The sequence below is a fragment of the Leisingera sp. F5 genome, assembly GCF_001593695.1.
The window spans coordinates 21,217-39,256 of record NZ_LUKH01000008.1 but is presented as its reverse complement, the minus strand read 5'-3'; the positions used below and the strand labels follow the sequence as shown (position 1 = coordinate 39,256).

18 protein-coding genes are annotated in these 18,040 nt (G+C 61.5%); 11 read left to right on the top strand and 7 right to left on the bottom strand.

The features are described 5' to 3' along the window. Window positions 1-53: 53 nt before the first annotated feature. Window positions 54-644, top strand: a complete 591-nt coding sequence (locus tag A2I95_RS06600) for a glutathione S-transferase family protein (RefSeq protein ID WP_291729004.1) — start codon at window positions 54-56, stop codon at window positions 642-644. Here the strand turns inward: A2I95_RS06600 and A2I95_RS06595 are convergent. Beyond that, window positions 617-1,816 carry a TIGR03862 family flavoprotein gene (locus A2I95_RS06595; RefSeq protein WP_291729003.1) on the bottom strand — a complete coding sequence of 400 codons (1,200 nt, stop codon included), beginning with the start codon at window positions 1,814-1,816 and terminating at the stop codon, window positions 617-619. The two genes, A2I95_RS06600 and A2I95_RS06595, sit on opposite strands and share 28 nt — an antisense overlap. A 137-nt stretch (window positions 1,817-1,953) precedes the next feature. Next, complete coding sequence (locus A2I95_RS06590; RefSeq protein WP_291729002.1) at window positions 1,954-2,655, bottom strand: GntR family transcriptional regulator; 702 nt, start codon at window positions 2,653-2,655, stop codon at window positions 1,954-1,956. Window positions 2,656-2,857: 202 nt separating this feature from the next. Here A2I95_RS06590 and A2I95_RS06585 point away from each other — a divergent pair, with 202 nt between their 5' ends. From A2I95_RS06585 to A2I95_RS06575, 3 genes are all read left to right on the top strand, one after another. After that, on the top strand, window positions 2,858-3,943 hold the full coding sequence (locus tag A2I95_RS06585; RefSeq protein WP_291729001.1) for a TRAP transporter substrate-binding protein: 1,086 nt from the start codon (window positions 2,858-2,860) through the stop codon (window positions 3,941-3,943). 65 nt (window positions 3,944-4,008) lie between these two features. Next, the gene (locus tag A2I95_RS06580; protein ID WP_291729000.1) at window positions 4,009-4,506 is read left to right on the top strand and encodes a TRAP transporter small permease subunit; all 498 of its coding nucleotides are present in this window, start codon (window positions 4,009-4,011) and stop codon (window positions 4,504-4,506) included. Beyond that, complete coding sequence (locus A2I95_RS06575) at window positions 4,503-6,053, top strand: TRAP transporter large permease subunit (protein ID WP_291728999.1); 1,551 nt, start codon at window positions 4,503-4,505, stop codon at window positions 6,051-6,053. The genes A2I95_RS06580 and A2I95_RS06575 overlap by 4 nt, the downstream gene beginning before the upstream one ends. A 62-nt stretch (window positions 6,054-6,115) precedes the next feature. On the opposite strand, the gene A2I95_RS06570 is transcribed toward A2I95_RS06575, so the two are convergent. The 3 genes from A2I95_RS06570 to A2I95_RS06560 are packed head-to-tail and all read right to left on the bottom strand — an operon-like array spanning window position 6,116 to window position 8,156. Beyond that, entirely contained in the window at window positions 6,116-6,802 is a 687-nt protein-coding gene (locus tag A2I95_RS06570; protein ID WP_291728998.1) for a VOC family protein, read from the bottom strand. After that, window positions 6,799-7,410, bottom strand: a complete 612-nt coding sequence (locus tag A2I95_RS06565; RefSeq protein WP_291728997.1) for an enoyl-CoA hydratase/isomerase family protein — start codon at window positions 7,408-7,410, stop codon at window positions 6,799-6,801. The genes A2I95_RS06570 and A2I95_RS06565 overlap by 4 nt, the downstream gene beginning before the upstream one ends. Beyond that, the gene (locus A2I95_RS06560) at window positions 7,407-8,156 is read right to left on the bottom strand and encodes an SDR family oxidoreductase (RefSeq protein WP_291728996.1); all 750 of its coding nucleotides are present in this window, start codon (window positions 8,154-8,156) and stop codon (window positions 7,407-7,409) included. Before A2I95_RS06560 ends, A2I95_RS06565 begins: the two co-directional genes overlap by 4 nt. A 135-nt stretch (window positions 8,157-8,291) precedes the next feature. On the opposite strand from A2I95_RS06560, the gene A2I95_RS06555 reads away from it, so the two are divergent. The 5 genes from A2I95_RS06555 to lpxK all read left to right on the top strand — a co-directional run bounded on the left by A2I95_RS06555 (window position 8,292) and on the right by lpxK (window position 14,369). Continuing rightward, a complete protein-coding gene (locus A2I95_RS06555) occupies window positions 8,292-9,815 on the top strand; it encodes a DUF2125 domain-containing protein (RefSeq protein ID WP_291728995.1) in 1,524 nt (507 codons plus the stop codon). A gap of 122 nt (window positions 9,816-9,937) precedes the next feature. Further along, on the top strand, window positions 9,938-11,284 hold the full coding sequence (locus tag A2I95_RS06550) for a TldD/PmbA family protein (protein WP_291728994.1): 1,347 nt from the start codon (window positions 9,938-9,940) through the stop codon (window positions 11,282-11,284). Continuing rightward, window positions 11,271-12,074: a 3'(2'),5'-bisphosphate nucleotidase CysQ gene (locus A2I95_RS06545; RefSeq protein WP_291728993.1), complete on the top strand. Its 804-nt coding sequence runs from the start codon at window positions 11,271-11,273 to the stop codon at window positions 12,072-12,074. Before A2I95_RS06550 ends, A2I95_RS06545 begins: the two co-directional genes overlap by 14 nt. Window positions 12,075-12,187: 113 nt before the next feature. After that, window positions 12,188-13,381: a glycosyltransferase N-terminal domain-containing protein gene (locus tag A2I95_RS06540; protein WP_291728992.1), complete on the top strand. Its 1,194-nt coding sequence runs from the start codon at window positions 12,188-12,190 to the stop codon at window positions 13,379-13,381. Continuing rightward, entirely contained in the window at window positions 13,368-14,369 is a 1,002-nt protein-coding gene (lpxK, locus tag A2I95_RS06535; RefSeq protein WP_291728991.1) for a tetraacyldisaccharide 4'-kinase, read from the top strand. The genes A2I95_RS06540 and lpxK overlap by 14 nt, the downstream gene beginning before the upstream one ends. A gap of 104 nt (window positions 14,370-14,473) precedes the next feature. Here lpxK and A2I95_RS06530 read toward each other — a convergent pair whose 3' ends face one another. Both A2I95_RS06530 and A2I95_RS06525 read right to left on the bottom strand, forming a co-directional pair. Then, window positions 14,474-15,145 (bottom strand): DsbA family protein, encoded by a 672-nt coding sequence (locus A2I95_RS06530; RefSeq protein ID WP_291728990.1) that lies wholly within the window; start codon window positions 15,143-15,145, stop codon window positions 14,474-14,476. After that, entirely contained in the window at window positions 15,142-15,669 is a 528-nt protein-coding gene (locus A2I95_RS06525) for a DUF721 domain-containing protein (RefSeq protein ID WP_291728989.1), read from the bottom strand. Before A2I95_RS06525 ends, A2I95_RS06530 begins: the two co-directional genes overlap by 4 nt. A gap of 84 nt (window positions 15,670-15,753) precedes the next feature. Here A2I95_RS06525 and mutY point away from each other — a divergent pair, with 84 nt between their 5' ends. Further along, window positions 15,754-16,818, top strand: a complete 1,065-nt coding sequence (mutY, locus tag A2I95_RS06520) for an A/G-specific adenine glycosylase (protein WP_291728988.1) — start codon at window positions 15,754-15,756, stop codon at window positions 16,816-16,818. An 85-nt stretch (window positions 16,819-16,903) separates the two neighbouring features. Continuing rightward, the gene (locus A2I95_RS06515) at window positions 16,904-18,037 is read left to right on the top strand and encodes an alkane 1-monooxygenase (protein ID WP_291728987.1); all 1,134 of its coding nucleotides are present in this window, start codon (window positions 16,904-16,906) and stop codon (window positions 18,035-18,037) included. Window positions 18,038-18,040 lie beyond the last annotated feature (3 nt).

Below are 18,040 nucleotides of genomic sequence, written 5' to 3'. Positions count from 1 at the left end.
TGATCCCCCTTGCTGTGCCGCCCATCTTAGGGACACATAACAGGAGAGAGACGATGTATACCGTCACCGGCATTCCGCTCACCCGCACCTTCCGGGTGCTTTGGGCGTTGGAAGAGCTTGGGCAGCCCTATGAGCTGAAACAGCACGCCCCCCGCAGCCCGGAAGTTCAGGCGCTTAATGTCTCAGGCAAGGTGCCAGTGCTTCAGGCCGAAGGCGAGGCCATCAGCGATTCAACTGCCATTCTCACATATCTCGCTGACAAGCACGGCGCCTTGACCGCACCTGCTGGCACGATAGCCCGCGCCAAGCAGGATGCTATGACGCATCTCCTGCTGGACGAAGTGGATGCTGTGCTGTGGGCCGCGGCCCGCCACAGTTTTATCCTGCCCGAAGATCAGCGGGTGCCGGAAGTGAAAGGCAGCCTGAAATGGGAATTTGCCCACAATCTGGCGCGGCTTGAAGGTAAGATGGGCGCAGAGTTCCTGATGGGTACGGAATTCACAATCGCCGACATCATCTGCACCCATTGCCTGAATTGGGCCCATAGCGCCAAATTCCCGATCGAAGGCGAGAAGCTGCTAGGCTATGGAAAACGGATGCGGAAACGCGACGCCTATCAGCGGGTTGCCGCACTCGCCAAGTAGCCTGCCGCTGACCGGCCCGCCCAACGCCCGGTAGCCAGGCACGCTGTCAGCAGATAGCCGCCCGTCGGCGCCTCCCAATCCAGCATTTCCCCGGCGCAGAAAGTGCCGGGGAGTTGTTTCAGCATCAGGTTCCCATGCAGCGCTTCCCGCTGCACGCCGCCGGCCGTGGAGATCGCCTCGTCCATAGGCCGCAGGCCTGCATGTTTGACTGGCAGCGTCTTTATCAACCCGGCCAGGGCAGGGGCATCCTGTGGCAAAGGCCGTCCGAATTCCTGCAACACTGCTGCCCTTGCAGCTCCCAGCTTCAACACCTTTCGCAGATGATTAGAAAAGCTCGCCTTGCCGCGCGGGCGGGACAGGCGGCGTGCAATTTCTGCCAGTTCCAGATCCGGGAGCAGATCCATCCGCAGTGTCTCTCTATCCCGCACTGCGGCGCAGACGGAGTAGATGCCGCCCCCTTCCAGCCCGTGCTCCGATATCACGGCTTCCCCGCGTGAAGACAAAGAGCCGGCATGCAATGCGATGCCCTTTAGCGGCTGTCCGAATTGCGGCGCAATGTGATCGGACCAATCAACCAGAAGCCCTGCATTGGCAGGTTTGAACGGGGCAATCTCTACGGCTTTTCCACCCAGCAGAGGGACCCAGCCTCCGTCCGACCCAAGCCGCGCCCAACTGGCGCCGCCCAGAGCCAAAACAACCGCCCTGGCATCAATCTGCTTCGGCCCGTCCGGTGTTTCAAAAGCAAGCACCGTGCCCTCCCAGCCGGCCCAGCGCCATCGCGTACGGACCTGTGCGCCGAAACCATCAAGGCGTGCCAGCCAAGCGCGCAGCAGCGGTGAGGCTTTCATGACCGTCGGAAACACCCGGCCTGTCGAGCCGGTGAACAGCTCGCTCCCCAGTTCCCGCGCCCAATTCTGAACCGCCTCTGCATCAAAGACGCGGATCATTGGCGACAGCCAGTCTGCGGCCTCTCCATAGCGGGTGATCAACTGGTCAAACGGTTCGTCCTTGGTCAGATTCAATCCGGACTTGCCCGCCATCAGGAACTTGCGCGCCACTGATGGCTTGGCTTCTGCCACCAGCACGCGATACCCGGCGCGGCCCAGCTCCTCGGCGGCCATCAGCCCTGCAGGCCCGGCGCCGATCACCACTGCATCCCAAGATTCCATCATGCCATCCCCTTGCCAGTGCCTGTTTTCAGCGCCCGGCGCCAGCGTCTCAATTCACGGCACCGAGCCCCTGAGGCTCGTGCACGTCCGATCCAATCTGCCCGCTTAGCGGCCGGCCGTTTCCGAGCGTTCATACTCCATCATCCCTGAGTGAACAGCTGATAACCCGGGTGGGCAACGGCCCGCAGGCTGGTGATCGGGGCGTCGCCGATCCAGGTTGTGCGTTCCATGACAAACAGCGCGTCTCCGATCGCACTCTGGAGAATTTCACTGTCGTTTTTGGTTCCAGGGCGGGCATAAAGGCGCAAATCGCACCTGCTGTAGGGGCGGTTGCGGACAAGCCATTCGTTTGCGCTTTCGCGTGTCAGGTCCACCGTATTTATTTCCGGCACAGTCTCCAGGCAGATCCAGCGGTCCTCGAAGATATAGGGGCGGCTGTCGGCAAGATGCAAAGCTTCGACCCGCAGCATCGGCCGGGCTTCATGCAGGCCGAAATTTGCCATTATGGCCGGGCTGGATCGCTGTACCGACTGCCGGATCAGTTGGTAGCGGTACACGCAGCCTTTCTGCTCGACCTCAAGCCTTGTGATCGGGATGTTCAGGGTTGCCCGGGTCACAGGATCGCGCTGCACCATAGTGCCGCCCTTGCGCCGCCGCTCCACCAGCCCGCTTTGAGCCAGATCCCGCATGGCCCGGTGAACGGTGGAGCGGGCGCAGCCGAACCGTGCGGCAAACTCCTCGTCCCGCGGCAGCTTATCTCCCGGCCCGTAGGTGGAGTTCAGGATCATCTCCCGGATGCTGTCCCGGATGGTTATCCAGGAATGCCGTGGCTTGTCCGTCAATTTTCATCCCCCAGGTCAAACGGGAAAATGTTTGCCGCCGCTCCATATTGCATTCTGCGCAGAATGGCGAATTCGAACCGCGCAACTGTGATTGACATTAATATGTAGCTACATATTAATGTAAAGCGCCTACAACATAACAAAGTCTGCGCTGCCGGCATCCGCCCATCGCAGATGCACCGACAGACGGAGGAATGGAGACATGGAAAGACGCGCGTTTTTGAAAACCGGCGCATTGGGCGCAGCGGCAACGGCGCTGGCCAGCCCCGCCATTGCCCAGGGCAAAATGCAATGGAAGATGGTAACCGCCTGGCCGAAGAACCTGCCTGGACCCGGTGTGGCGGCACAGATGCTGGCTGACCGGATCACCACCCTTTCCGGCGGCCGGATCGAAGTGAAGCTTTTCGCCGCGGGTGAACTGGTTCCGGGCCGCGGTGTGTTTGATGCGGTTTCTGAAGGCACCGCCGAGCTGTATCACGCCGTGCCGGCGTATTGGGGATCGAAATCCAAGGGCATCCTGCTGTTCGGCTCGCAGCCGTTTGGCCTGCGCGCGGATGAGCAATTCGGCTGGATGTACCACGGCGGCGGCCAGGCCCTTTATGACGAGATGTACGGCCGCTTCGGCATCAAACCGTTCCTTTGCGGCAATTCCGGACCGCAGTGGGGCGGCTGGTTCAAGACCGAGATCAACTCTGCCGAGGACCTGAAAGGCCTCAAGTTCCGCACCACCGGGCTGGCCTCGGAAATGGCATCGAAACTTGGCATGGCGGCCGAGGCCACCAGCGGCCCGGCGATGTTCCAGGGCTTGCAGACCGGGGCGCTGGATGCAGGCGAATTCATCGGACCCTGGACCGACAGCGCGCTTGGCTACTACCAAGTGGCCAAGAACTACTATTGGCCGGGTGTGGGCGAGCCTTCCTCTGCCGAGGAATGCGGTGTCAATGCCGCGGCTTTCGGGAACCTGCCGGAAGACCTGCAGCAGGTTGTGTCGCTGGCCTGCGAAAGCCTCTACAATCCGGTTTGGACGGAATACACCACCAAACACGCCCTGGCGCTGAAGAAGATGGTCGAAGAGGATGGCGTGCAGGTGAAAATGTTCCCCGAGGATGTGATCGCTGCAATGGGCGCCGCTGCCAAGGAGGTGATCACCGACCTGCAAGAGGACGACGACGGGCTGGTGCGCCGCATCACCGAAAGCTTCCTTGCCTACCGCGACAGCATTGGCGGCTATATGACCTATGCCGATAACGGCCAGATGAACGCCCGTGCCTCGGTAATGGGTTACTGACGGGCAGCGACAGCCGCCGGCGCCCGGAACGGCGGGCGCCGGTTTTTTAGTGGGGAGAGAGCAGAATGCGACGGGTTGCGGATGCGCTGGACGGTATCAACCGGAGGCTGGCGCATGTGGTGCGCTGGCTGGCGCTGATCATGGTGCTGACGCAGTTTGCGATCGTGGTCGGCCGCTATGTGTTCGGAGTGAATTCCATCGCCGCACAGGAAAGCGTTCTCTATATGCACGCAACCCTGTTCATGCTTGCTGCCGGCTACACGCTGCTTGTCGACAAGCATGTGCGTGTTGATGTGTTTTATGCCGGCCTCAGCCCCCGGTCGCAGCGCCGCATCGACATTTTCGGCCACCTGTTCCTGCTGCTGCCATCAATGGCGGCGCTTCTGTACTGGTCCTGGCCGTCGGTGCGAAATTCCTGGGCAATTTTCGAAGGTCCGATTGCTGTTGGCGGCATCGAAGCCGTGTTCCTGCTGAAGTCATTGATCCCGGCGTTCTGCGTGCTGGTGATGCTGCAATCTGCTGCCCTGCTGATCCGCCTGTTTTCCGAAAGTGACGCCCGATGACCGCATACCTTGACCTGATCATGTTCGCAGCCCTGATGGCGGCGATCCTCATGGGGTTTCCGGTGGCTTTCTCCATTGCCGGCGTTGCGATCATCTTTGCCTGCCTCGGGTGGACCCTGGGGGTGATGGACATCTCGCTGTTGGGCGCGCTTGGTCAAAGGGTATTTGGCCTGCTGAGCAACCAGGTGCTGATCGCCATTCCGCTGTTCGTTCTGATGGGGGCGATCCTGGAGAAAAGCCGCATTGCCGAAGAACTGCTGGACACCATGGGACGGCTGTTCGGCCAGTTGAAGGGCGGCCTGGGCATCTCGGTTGTGCTGGTAGGCGCACTGCTGGCGGCCTCGACAGGCATTGTCGGCGCCACGGTTGTGGCCATGGGCATGATCGCCCTGCCAGCGATGCTGCGCGCTGGGTACGATGCCCGGGTAGCGTCAGGTATCGTCTGCACAGCGGGCACGCTGGGGCAGATCATTCCGCCTTCGACGCTGCTGATCATTCTCGCCGACGTGATGTCGAATGCCTATCAGCAGGCCCAGTACGAGCAGGGAAAATTCTCGGTCGAGGCACTGTCGGTTGGCCAGTTTTTTGCCGCCGCACTGGTGCCTGGACTGGTGCTGGTGGTGCTGTATCTTCTCTATATCCTGGTCAGAGGCGTGCTGCGGCCACAGGACATGCCCTCCGCCCCGGAGGAGCTGGCCCGTCCCAGCGGACGCCAGGTCATGCGCGCCGTGGTGCCGCCGATCCTGCTGATTTTCGCCGTGCTCGGTGCCATCTTGGGCGGCGTCGCCACTCCGACCGAGGCCGCATCGGTGGGCGGCATCGGTGCCTTGCTGATGGCGGGAGCGCGTGCAGGGGGACCGTCCCGGTTGATCCTTTCCGGTGCCGCCGCGCTGATCCTGCTGGGGGTTTTGTCAGGGGTTCATCCGGTCCGCCTGCAACGCAGCGACCTCAGCGGGGCCGATCTCGCAGCGGGGCTGTTCTATGCGCTTCTGGCTGCGGTCGCAGCCATTGCCGTTTTGGCCGCCCTGCGCAGCGGCTTGAAGAAACGTATCCTGCATGAAGCGGTGACGTCGACAACAACCATGACCGCAATGATCTTTGCCACTATCCTGGCCGCTGGCATGTTCTCGCTGGTGTTCATCGGCCTGGGCGGCGAGGAGCGGGTTGCGCATATCCTTGGCAACATGCCCGGCGGCCCGTCCGGGGCGCTACTGTTCTGCATGCTGTTCATCTTCGTGCTCGGTTTTTTCCTCGATTTCGTCGAAATCTCGGTCATCGTGCTGCCACTGGTGACACCTGCCCTGATCCTAATGGGCCACGATCCGGTCTGGCTGGGCATCCTGATCGCGATCAACCTGCAGACCAGCTTTCTGACGCCGCCGTTCGGCTTTTCGCTGTTCTACCTGCGCGGCGCCGCACCAAAGGAGGTCACCACCCGTCAAATCTACCAAGGGGTCGTGCCGTTCATTGGCCTGCAGGCGCTTGGGGTGCTGCTGGTCTGGCTGATCCCCGGCCTGGCAACCTGGCTGCCATCTGCAATTTTCTGACGCCGGGCGCCTTCCCCGCCAGCCGCGTTCAATTTTCCCGCGGCTGAAAAACTGCGCAACCGCTAGGAGGTCTCCAAACCCAGAAACGCCGGACTCTCCCGCAACTGCGCACCAGCAATATGCTGAAATTCCAAAGTGGTGTATGGACGCCGCCACAGCCATTCGCGGTTCGCCACGGCCTGCAAATCCGGATCCGGAGGTGTTTCGTCTGTGAAGGCCAGAAAATACAGGTCGAACCCGAATTCCGTAACATCCTGCACCGACAATACCTTCATATCCGCATGCGCCGAAACTTCGGCGGCGATATCCCCGGTGCGCAGGGTGATCTGCCCGATATGCGCCCCGCCGCCCAACGGCAGTGCTGCATTGCCTGCCCCGTCAGGCCGGCTGCCAAGAAAATCATGCTGCAGCAGCTCAATCGCAAAACCTTCGGGATCATGCAGATGCGCCATATACCCGATGTCGCGGAACTGATGCGGGGCGGAGACCTCAACTCCTTTCTGACGCAGTTGTTCGCAAGCGATGTCCAAATCGGGCAGACAGATCCCGATCTTCCAATACCGCTCGTCCCGCGTGTGGGAACCTTGGGCACCGCCGGGCAGCAGGATCAGGTCTGCATCCTGTCCTGCGTAACCCGCACGCCAGGCCTCGCCTTCGGTCTGCACGTCCATGCCGAACACATCTGCATAGAACCCGGCGAGACGTTCAGGACTCTGTACCTGCAGCCGCAGGCCGGACAGCCGTTTCACCGGCACATCCTCAGTATCCCGGCCGCGATCTCGGACTGGGCCTCAAGTGAATGCGCCAGCAGATCCTGCGCAGTATCCATCAGCGCGTCCGGTTCTACAATCCGATCGACCAGGCCATAACTGCAAGCTTCCTGAGCGGTGATTTTCTGCCCGGCTGCCAGAATCATCTTGGTGCGCGAAGGCCCGATCAGCGCCGCCATGCGCCCAGCGTCCGAGGGCTGCGGCAAGTATCCAAGCTTCATCACCGGGTAAAATAACTTGGCCGAAGGCACCGCAATCCGGATGTCACAGGCCAGCACCATGCCATTGGCACCGCCAGCCAAGGTGCCATTCAACGCCGCCACTTTCAGGCAGGGAATTGAAGCCATAGCATTAGACAACCGCTCCCACACCGGCGACGTCGCCAGGCCTGCCCGCGCCTCGTCCAGGTCAGCACCCGCACTGAACACCTTGCCGGTTCCGGTCAGGATCAACCCGCGGGCCTCCTGCGCGCGTTCGGCGATTTCAGCCAGCTCGGTCAGCATCGCTTCGGTCAGCGAATTGGCTTTATCCGGGCGGTTGATAGTGAGGGTCCACAGACCGTTCTGCGCAATCTCCACATCAATCATACCAGGCCAACCCGCTGACGGATGCTGTCCTCGCGCAGAGAAACTTCCTGGCCGATGCAATCGTCCGCATCATCAGTGCACATCCACATCAGCGTCCGCGCGGGCCATTCGGCGGGGATGTGATCTTCCCATTCAAGCTCGCTCACCGGGTTAATGCCGCTGGTCTTGATTTCACGCTGCATCCGGGTTGCGACTGTGCCCGGCGACAGCCCCATGGCGCGGATACCGTTGGCACGTTCTTCCAGGTCCAGTGCCCGGGTTAGCATTGCTGCGCCCGCTTTCGACGAACAATATGCACTCCAGCCCTCCAGCGCATGATGCGCCGCGCCCGAACTGACAGTGATAATGGTGCCGCCGCCCGCTGGCTTCATCAGCGGCAGGGCGGCGCGGACACCGTTGAACACTCCGGTCAGGTTGATATCGATCAGCTTGCTCCAGTCGCCGGGATGGGCATCCGCCAACCGGGCAATGGGCTCGATCACACCGGCGTTGTTGATCAGAATGTCCAGGCTGCCAAATTGCTGATGTGCCTTGGCCAGCGCGCGCTCCACCGATGCGTAGTCTGATACATCGCAGGTAAATGTCAGCACATTTCCGCCGATCTCCTCCGCCAGCTCCCGCAGCGCCTCCTCGCTCCTTGCCAACAAGGCCAAATTGGCCCCGGCGGCGGCAAAAACCCGGGCCGTATCCGCGCCGATACCGCGGCTGGCGCCTGTAATTGCAACTGTTTTTCCATTGAAATCCATCGGCCGTCCCTCCAAGTGGCTGCTGACCCATGTGGTAAAGCGGTTAGGGGGAACGGTCCAGCCCAAGGCCCCCTTGACGGCACCGCCCGCCGGGCCGACGATGATTTCAATTATCTCACTGAGAAAGGTTCTCTTATGTCCGTTATTTTTGCACGCAGCGGCGTTGCAGCGGCAATTTTGGTTGTTTCCGCCCAAGGTGCCTTGGCAGATCTGAGCGCCCAGGACGTCTGGGCTGACTGGAAAGCGTATTTGACCAGCACCGGCTACACGGTTTCCGGCACTGAAGCCGTTTCGGGCAGCACTCTGACCATCTCCGATGTCTCGATGGTCATGCCGATCCCGGAAGAGGACGGCTCTGGCACGGTGAGTTTCCCGGAGATCCAGTTTGTGGAAAACGGTGATGGCACCGTCAACGTGCTGCTGCCCGCGGAATTCCCGATGGGCTTCAAATTCTCCGGCGAAGGCGAGAGCTTCGCGGGCAAACTGATTTATGCCCATGACGGCACCCCGATGAAAGTGTCGGGCGACGCCGAAAGCATGAGCTATGATTACAGCTCTTCCAAGGTCACCATGACGCTGGACGGGCTGACTGCAGACGGCGAGGCCGTGCCGGCGGACGTGGCGAAAGTTCAGATCGTCATGAACGACGTTGCCACCAAGACCGATATGAAAATCGCTGGCGCGCGCAAATATGACCAGACGCTGACTGCCTCCAGCCTGAGCTATGACATGGGTTTCAACGATCCCGAAAGCAACGGCACTGGCTCCTTCAAAGGCGCCCTGCAGGGCCTGAACTTTACCGGCACCAGCACCGTTCCGGCTGGTCTGGAAGGCCCCGACATGGCTGCACTGCTGGAGGCCGGATTTGCCTTTGACGGCACCTTCACCTTTACCGGCGGCAACGGCGCAGTATCCGGTGTGGACGGCAGTGAGAACTTCGCCATGGAGAGCAACTCCCAAGGCGGCTCGATCGCGGTGGCGATGGACAAGCAGCATCTGACCTATGATGTGTCCCAAATCGGCACCAATGTGAATATCTCCGGCTCCGAGATCCCGTTCCCGCTGGCGCTCAGCATGGCGGAGACCGGTTTCAAACTGATGATGCCGCTCGCCAAATCCGAGGAAGAGCAGGACTTTGCCCTGGGCATTACCCTGCGCGACTTTGCGGTTCCGGACATGCTGTGGGGCATGGTCGACCCGACCGGCCAGCTGCCGCATGATCCAGCCACCGTGGTGCTGGACCTTGCCGGCAAGGGCAAAGTGCTGTTCGACCTGTTCGATCCGGAAGCCATGGAATCGGTGGAATCCGGCGAAGAACAACCAGGCGAACTGAACGCGCTGACCGTGAAACAGCTGCAGGTCACCGCAGCAGGCGCCGAGCTGACCGGCACCGGCGACTTCACCTTCAACAACGAAGACCTCGTCAGCTTCGACGGCATGCCTGCTCCCTCAGGTGAGGCTGACCTCAAACTGACCGGCGCAAACACCCTGATCGATAAGCTGATCGGGATGGGCCTGATGTCCGACAGCGATGCCATGGGCGCGCGGATGATGATGGGCATGCTGGCCGTGCCGGGCGAGGGCGAAGACACCCTGACCTCGAAAATTGCGATCTCCGAGGACGGCCAGATCCACGCCAATGGCCAGCGCATCAAATAACCGTCAAATCCCTGACAGGTTTTTCAAAGGGGCCGCCAGGTGCGGCCCCTTTTTTGCTGCCCGCCCTTGCGGCAAGCCGCCTCACTGGATAGCTCTGATAGGGAGCAGAACAGAAGGTGCCCATGACCCAGTCTCCCGAAGCGCTTTGCCACGCCCTGATTGATGCCGCCCGCAAGTCCGGCGCGGATGCCGCCGATGCCATGGCAGCGGAAGGCAGTTCCCTCAGCATCGAAGTGCGGAAAGGCAAACTGGAGCACGCGGAGCGCTCTGAGGGCACCGACCTGGGCCTGCGGGTGTTCGTCGGAAAACGGCAGGCACTGGTCTCCTCCTCGGACATGCGCCCGGAAACCATCGCTGCGATGGCCGAGCGTGCCGTCGCCATGGCCAAGGAAGCACCTGAGGACCCTTATGCAGGCCTTGCCGATCCGTCGCAGCTGGCCAAGAACTGGAACCTGGCGCCGTTGGAGCTGGAAGACCCCAGCGGCGAGCCGGCGCCTGCTGCCCTGCAGTCTGACGCGCTGGCTGCCGAGACCGCCTGCCAGGAAATCAACGGCATCACCCAGGTTCAATCCGCAGCGGCCGGTTATGGCCGCCATGTTGTGCATATGGCCGCGACGAACGGTTTCTCCGGCGGCTACCAGCGCACCGGGCGCTCGCTCTCCTGCACCGGGATTGCAGGCAGCGGCACAGGTATGGAGCGTGACTACGACGGGGATTCACGCACTTTTCAAACCGACCTGCGCAGCGCCCAAGACATTGGCCGCACCGCCGGCGAACGCGCGGTGGCCCGGCTTGGCGCCCGCAAACCCAAAACCGGCAGTTTTCCGGTTCTGTTTGACGAGCGCATCTCTTCCTCGCTGATCGGGCATCTGTTGTCTGCGGCCAATGGCGCCGCGATTGCCCGGGGTTCCTCTTGGCTGAAAGGGTCACTGGGTGAGCAGGTTTTGCCCGAAACCCTCTCCATTGTTGAAGACCCGCACCGCCCGCGCATTTCCGGTTCCCGCCCGTTTGATGGCGAGGGTCTGCCGACGCGCCAGCGCACTGTCATTGACAACGGTGTGCTGACTGGCTGGACGCTGGACCTCGCCTCTGCCCGCAAGCTGGGCTTGGAAAGCACCGGCAACGCCGCCCGAGGTATCGGCGGGGTGCCTTCGCCCGCGACCTGGAATCTTGCTCTGACTGAAGGAGAAGCCAGCCGCGATGATCTGATTGCGCAGATGGGCACCGGTCTCTTGGTGACGTCGATGATCGGCTCGACCATCAATCCGAACACCGGCGATTATTCCCGCGGCGCTTCGGGCTTCTGGGTGGAAAACGGCGAGATCGCCTATCCGGTCAACGAATGCACTATCGCGGGCAACCTGCTTGACATGCTGCGGCGGATCGTTCCCGCCAATGACGCGCGCCGGCACCTCTCGACCGTGGTCCCGTCGCTGCTGATCGAAGGAATGACCCTTGCCGGCAACTGACCTTTCCCTGCTTGTGAAAGCGGCGGAACAGGCCGGCGATATTGCGTGCCGTTTTTCCGGCCCCGAAGCCAAACGCTGGGACAAACCCGGCGGCGCTGGTCCTGTGACCGAAGCCGACCTGGCCGTCAATGCAATGCTCGAAGACATGCTGCAACAGGCGCGGCCCGGCTACGGCTGGCTGTCGGAAGAAACTGAAGACAATGACGCGCGGCTGTTGCGCGATAAGGTTTTTATCATTGACCCGATCGACGGCACCCGCAGTTTTGCCGAAGGTTCCCGCACCTGGGCGCATTCCTTTGCCGTCGCTGAACACGGCAAGGTGACCGCCGCCGTGATCTACCTGCCGCAGCGGGAGCTGATGTACACTGCCGCCAAGGGCCAGGGAGCGGATTGCAATGGCAGCCCGATTCATGTGTCCCCTGCAACAGAACTTTCCAGTTCTGAAGTGCTGGCTGCCAAACCTAACCTGCAGGCCCATCATTGGTTGGACGGCACCCCGCCCGAATTCATCCGCAGCTACCGGCCCTCGCTTGCCTACCGGCTGGCCAAGGTGGCAGACGGCCGTTTCGGCGCCATGCTGACCCTGCGCCCAAGCTGGGAATGGGACATTGCGGCAGGTGACCTGCTGATACGCGAGGCTGGCGGCATCCTTACCGATCAAACCGGCAGGCCCTTGCGCTTCAACAATCCGCATCCGCGCCTGAACGGGGTGGTTGCCGGCAATCCAGCGCTTCAGAATTCGCTGCTGACGGCGTTGGACCCGAACGGTCCTGGCATCGCTGGACATTAATCCAGACTGGCCTTAAGCGGCAGCAGCAGAAGCGCTATTGTCATGCGCAAATTTTTCACAGACAAACCCGCATGTTGCAGATACCTTGGGCCGGAAATTTCAGATCGAGCCAGATGCAACGGCGAACCACAACTCCCAACCGCTCTTCCGTTCTGCAGCCCCGCCCCAAAGGAGAGCTGCTGTGGGTGCACGCAACCACTCCTGAACGTTATCAAGCGCTTTGCGATATCGGCCGCCGCCTCAAATCCCTGCGCCCGGACCTGTCGGTGCTGGCCAGCTGGGAGCCTGGTTTGCGGCTGACCGGTACAGTTGGCTGCGATATTCCGATTGGCCCGCTGCCTGAGGACACCATGGCCGAGGCCCGCGAGTTTTTAAACCATTGGCAGCCCGACGCTTGCATCTGGACAGGCTCGCCAGCACGACGGGTGCTGCTTCGGCAAATGCGCGAGCGCGGCACCGGCGTGCTGCTGGCGGATCTGCTGGAGGATGAAATGCCCAACCGTGCCAGCCGCTGGCTGCCGGACCAGCGGCGGCGGCTGCTGGACGGGCTGACCTGCATCCTGACCCCCTCCAAGTCTGTGCAGGCCCGGCTGACCCGGATCGGACTGCCAGCGGAACGGGTGCAACTGGCCAGCAAGCTGCGGGTGTCGGCAATTCCGCCTGGTTGCAATGACGAAGAACTTTCTGCCATGCAGCAGACCCTGGGCAGCCGCCCGGTCTGGCTCGCCGCCCATACCAAGCTTAGCGAACTGCCCCGTGTCCTTGACGCGCATCGCGCCGCATTGCGTCTGCTGCACCGGCTGCTGTTGGTGGTCGCGCTGGAAGACGGCGCGGATCTTGCAGCAGCCCGCAGCCTGCTGCAGAACAGCGGACTGTATTTTGCCGATTGGGAAAACGGCGGTGAACCAGAGGACCTCACCCAGGTGCTTTTGGCGGGCAGCGAGGATTTGGGCCTTTGGTACCGCCTGTCTCCAGCCGCTTTGATCGCCAGCAGCCTGGATCCTATGGCTCAGGGCCAGTCGCCTTTGGACGCAGCGGCCTTAGGCTCGGCCTTGCTGCACGGACCGGGTATCCACGCGCATCGCGACCTTTATGAAAGACTGGCCGCGGCGGGCGCTGCCCAGCCGGTGCTGACTCAATCGGAACTGGCCGATGCGGTTGTTGCGCTTTCCGCCCCGGACAAGGCCGCCGAAATGGCGCTGGCCGGCTGGCGGAGTGTCACGGAAAGCGCCGCTACAGCCGACATGTTATTGGAAAAGATCCAGACCCTGCTGGACCAACGCGAGGATACCGATGCGGGCACCTGAATTCTGGCACAAACCGCCAGGTGATTTTGATATTCGGGCAGCTTTGCTGGCGCCTCTAGGCTGGGTCTATGCACGCGCCACAGCTTCCCGGGTCGCCAAAGGCAACCCGATGCGTGCTAATGTCCCGGTGATCTGCGTTGGCAATCTGAATGCTGGCGGCACCGGCAAGACGCCCACGGTGATCTGGCTGCTGGAAACGCTGCGCAACCAGGGGCATGAACCGCATGTTGTGACCCGCGGATATGGCGGCACGATGGAGGGGCCGGTGCAAGTCTTCCCTGGCCGGCACAAGGCCGCGCAGACGGGGGATGAACCGCTTCTTCTGGCCGCCTTTGCCGAAGTTTGGGTTGCCAAGGACCGCGCCGCTGGCGCGCGCGCCGCGGCGGATGCAGGGGCTACCATCATCATACTGGATGACGGGTTTCAGAACCCTGCCGTGGTCAAGGACCTGTCGCTGATCGTGGTGGACGCGCAGCAAGGCTTTGGCAATGGCCGCTGCCTGCCCGCCGGCCCGTTGCGGGAGCCTGTTGGCGTTGGCCTGAAACGGGCTGATGCGGTGCTTTCGCTTGGACCGGAAGAGGCCCAGAGAGCTTTTGCCACTGCCTGGGCAAGCCAATTGCAGGGCCTGCCGCATTTCGCTGGCGCGCTGCAGCCCTTGCAGACCGGGATGCCCTGGAACGGTACCCGCGTTCTGGCTTTTGCCGGCATCGGTCACCCGCAGAAATTTTTCAACACTTTGCGCAGCCTTGGCGCTGACATTGCACGGGCCGAAGCGCTTGACGATCATCAGCCGCTCTCATCCGCGCTAATGAACCGGCTGGAGAATGAAGCCAAACTGCTTAACGCCCAGCTGGTCACTACGGAAAAAGACGCCGTCCGCCTGCCAGACAGCTTCCGCTCCAAGGTCATTACCCTGCCTGTGCGGCTGCAGATTGCTGGGGATGACCGATTAAGGGATCTATTGAAGAAGGCGGCGCCAGCTCCCTGACCTCCAGCTCTCGCAGAGGCTGCCGAAAGAGCAATTGCCCGGCAACCTCTGCCCTGAAAAGCCCAGGCATACGACCGGGCTTAAAGCTCTTCTGCAGGAAGAGTTTAGCCTTCCAGCTCTGCGTCCAACAGCGTCTTGAACTCTGTATAAGACTGATTGGAAATCTTTTCACCATTCAGGATGAACGACGGCGTTGCCTCGATGCCGTGCTCGGTGGCGTTTTCCTGATACCAGGCCACCAGGGTTTGCGCTTTCTCGCCATCCTGCAGGCAGGCTTCCAGCTGCTCATTCCCGATTCCCGCCAGGCGGCCGATTTTGCGTAGCTCATCGACAATCTCGGTTGCGCCGCCGGCCCGCGCCCATTCGGACTGGCCCTTGTAGATCAGATCGGAAATACCAAAGAATTTTTCCGGTCCGCTGCAGCGCGCAATCATCGAGGCCCACAGCCCGTAACGGTCAAAATAGACTTCTCGGTAGATGAACTTCACCTTTCCGGTGTCGATGTAATCAGCCTTCAGCTTTTTGAAGGTTTCATTGTGGAAACTGGCGCAATGCGGGCAAGTGTAGGAGGCGTATTCGATCAGCGTGACCGGCGCGTCCGCGGCCCCCAGGGTCATCTCGGCGATTGTTGAGATGTCCACCTCGGCCTCTTGTGCAACAGCGGCGCCAACCAGCGGATTCTGCGGCAGATTGTTCTGAGTGTTGAAACCCGACAGGGCATAACCGCCCGCAACAACCGCAACCGCGGCAAAGACACCAGACATCAGACGGGTCATTTGAACCCCTTTCCTTGCGTTTTCTGTTTTGTCAGCACGTTTTGCCCCAAGCGTTCCAGGGCAGCGCGCAGATCGTCGTTCTCCACACCAGCAGCCGCCTGGCTGGCAGCCGCAGTATCCTGCGGGTCGGGCGGCTGCGGCGCTTGCACTTTGGGGGCATATTTGAATTCCACGCGGCCATCGGAAAATCCCGTCGGTGCCGTCTGCGTGATCCGCACCTTGGAGATGGCATTGAAGCCATAAACCGCATTCACCCGCTCACGCAGGCGTTCTTTTTGCATTTCAAGCATTGGCGCATTGGCTCCGGTCGTCAGCACCGTCAGAGTTGCGCCAAAGGAACCGCGCCCGTAACCCACGTTAACCGGACGCGCCATTGCAGCTATATCCGGACCGGCGATCTCTTCCCAGTGGGTCAGCAGCCGCGACACCGCAAAACCACGGCTTTCCCCCGCCTTGCGGATCTGCTCGTTGAGGAGCTTGGAGGTTCTTGCGAACCCGCGTGTGGTGCTGCGCCTGAATGCCATGATCTAGCTTTTGCGTGACTGCCTGCCCTATTGTAAAGAGCCGGAATGCAGGCGCCAGCCAAACCGCGAGCCAGGGAATAACGAATGCGTGACTTGAACAGCAATTCCGCCGCGATGAGCGAAGACCTGCTTGCGTGGTATGATGCCCATGCCCGCGGGATGCCCTGGCGGGTGGGCCCGGCGGCGCGTGCGGCAGGCATCCGCCCCGATCCTTACAGGGTTTGGCTCAGCGAAGTGATGCTGCAGCAGACCACGGTGGCGGCGGTGCGGGACTACTTTCTTCGCTTTACCAGCCGTTGGCCGACGGTGTCCGATCTTGCAGCGGCTAAGGACGCAGAAGTCATGGCCGAATGGGCCGGCCTTGGCTACTACGCCCGGGCCCGCAACTTGCTGAAGTGCGCTCGTGTGGTCGCAAGCGGTATCAGCGGAGAATTCCCAGACAGTTACGATGGCCTGCTCAAACTGCCCGGTATCGGCCCCTATACCGCCGCCGCCATCGCCTCAATTGCGTTTAATCGCCCCGAGACTGTTCTGGATGGCAATGTGGAACGGGTGATGGCCAGGCTGCACGACATTCACGACCCGCTTCCCGGTGTGAAACCTGTACTGAAAGAACGCGCGGCAGAACTGACCCCATCTCAGCGGCCCGGTGACTACGCCCAGGCTGTGATGGACCTTGGCGCCACCATCTGCACCCCGCGCAACCCTGCCTGCGGCATCTGTCCCTGGCGCGATCCCTGTGCAGCGCGGTCTGCGGGCACTGCGGCTGAGCTGCCCAAGAAGACGCCAAAGAAACCGAAACCCACCCGGAATGGCGTCGTATACCTGGCGAAATCTGCCGACGGCACATGGCTGCTGGAACGGCGGCCGGACAAAGGGCTGCTGGGCGGAATGCTTGGCTGGCCCGGTTCGGAGTGGAATGACGCCCCGGATCCGAACCCGCCCTTTGAAGCGGATTGGCAAGAGGCGGATGGGGAAGTGCGCCACACCTTTACTCATTTCCATCTGATCCTGCGGGTGATGACGGCCGAATTGCCTGAAGGTTTTAACCAGAATTCAACTCAGGAACTGATACCACACCGCGACTTCCGCGCCGCCAGCCTGCCCACAGTAATGCGCAAGGCCTTCGATTTGTATCAGGGCCTCTAAGGTATCCGGCGCCGCTCTTGGGTTTTCAGATTTTAGGGCATAGTGTCGGCGCAAACGCGCGCTGATTGATTTGGGAGACACAGGCATGATCGCCCCCGAAACCCTTGCCCGCTGGCAAAGCGCCCTGCCGTTCTGGATGTCTTTTTTGCTGCTGCCGCTGGTTTGGATTGCTGCAGTTTACGGCGGCTGGACACTGGTTCTGCCGCCGTTGGTGACCTGGCATCTGTTTGCGGTGCTGGACGGGGCATTCGGGTTGAATCTGGAAAACGCCGACCCGGAAACGCCGGACAGTGATCTCACCTGGTACAAGGCGCTGACCGCTGCTTGGGTGCCACTGCAATTCGTCACGCTGTTCGGATTGATCTGGTACGTCAGCGGTGCCGATCATCTGAGCGCATTCGGCAAATTCGCTGTTTTCTTTGGGGTCGGCGTCGTCACCGGCGCGGTAGGTATCAACTACAGCCACGAGCTGATGCACCAGTCCAGCCGGGTTGAGCGCTGGCTGGGTGACATTCTGCTGGCGATGGTTTTGTACTCCCATTTCCGGTCCGAGCACCTGCTGGTGCATCACCGCTATGTCGGCACCCCGCGCGACCCTGTCACGGCGCGGTACAACGAAGGCTTCCACCGGTTCTACCCGCGGGTGCTGCGGCAATGCTGGCATTCCGCGTTCCGCGCCGAAAAGGAAAAGCTGGCGAAGAAGAACCGCCCCTGGACCGACCGTTCGAACCCGTTCTTCCGCTATTGGGCGCTGCAGGCAGCCATGCTGATGCTGGCGCTTATGCTGGGCGGCGTGACCGGCGTCTTGCTGTTTTTGGTGCAAGCCGGCGTCGCAATCTGGCAGCTGGAGGTGGTCAACTATGTCGAACACTACGGGCTGACCCGCAAACATCTTGGCGACGGCAAATACGAACCCGTGCAGCCGCGCCATTCCTGGAATGCGGCGCATAAAGCATCGAACTGGCTGCTGATCAACCTGCAGCGCCATTCGGACCATCATTACAAACCAAACCGCCGCTTTCCGCTGCTGCAGAATTATACAGAAGCCGACGCGCCGCAGCTGCCTTATGGCTACCCGGTGATGACCATTGCCGCGATGGTCCCGCCCTTATGGCGCCGGGTGATGAACCCGCGGGTGCGGCGCTGGCGGCAGACATACTACCCCGAGATCACCGATTGGCACGCCTACAACAAAGCGCAGAACCCGGTGCCGCGCTAGGGC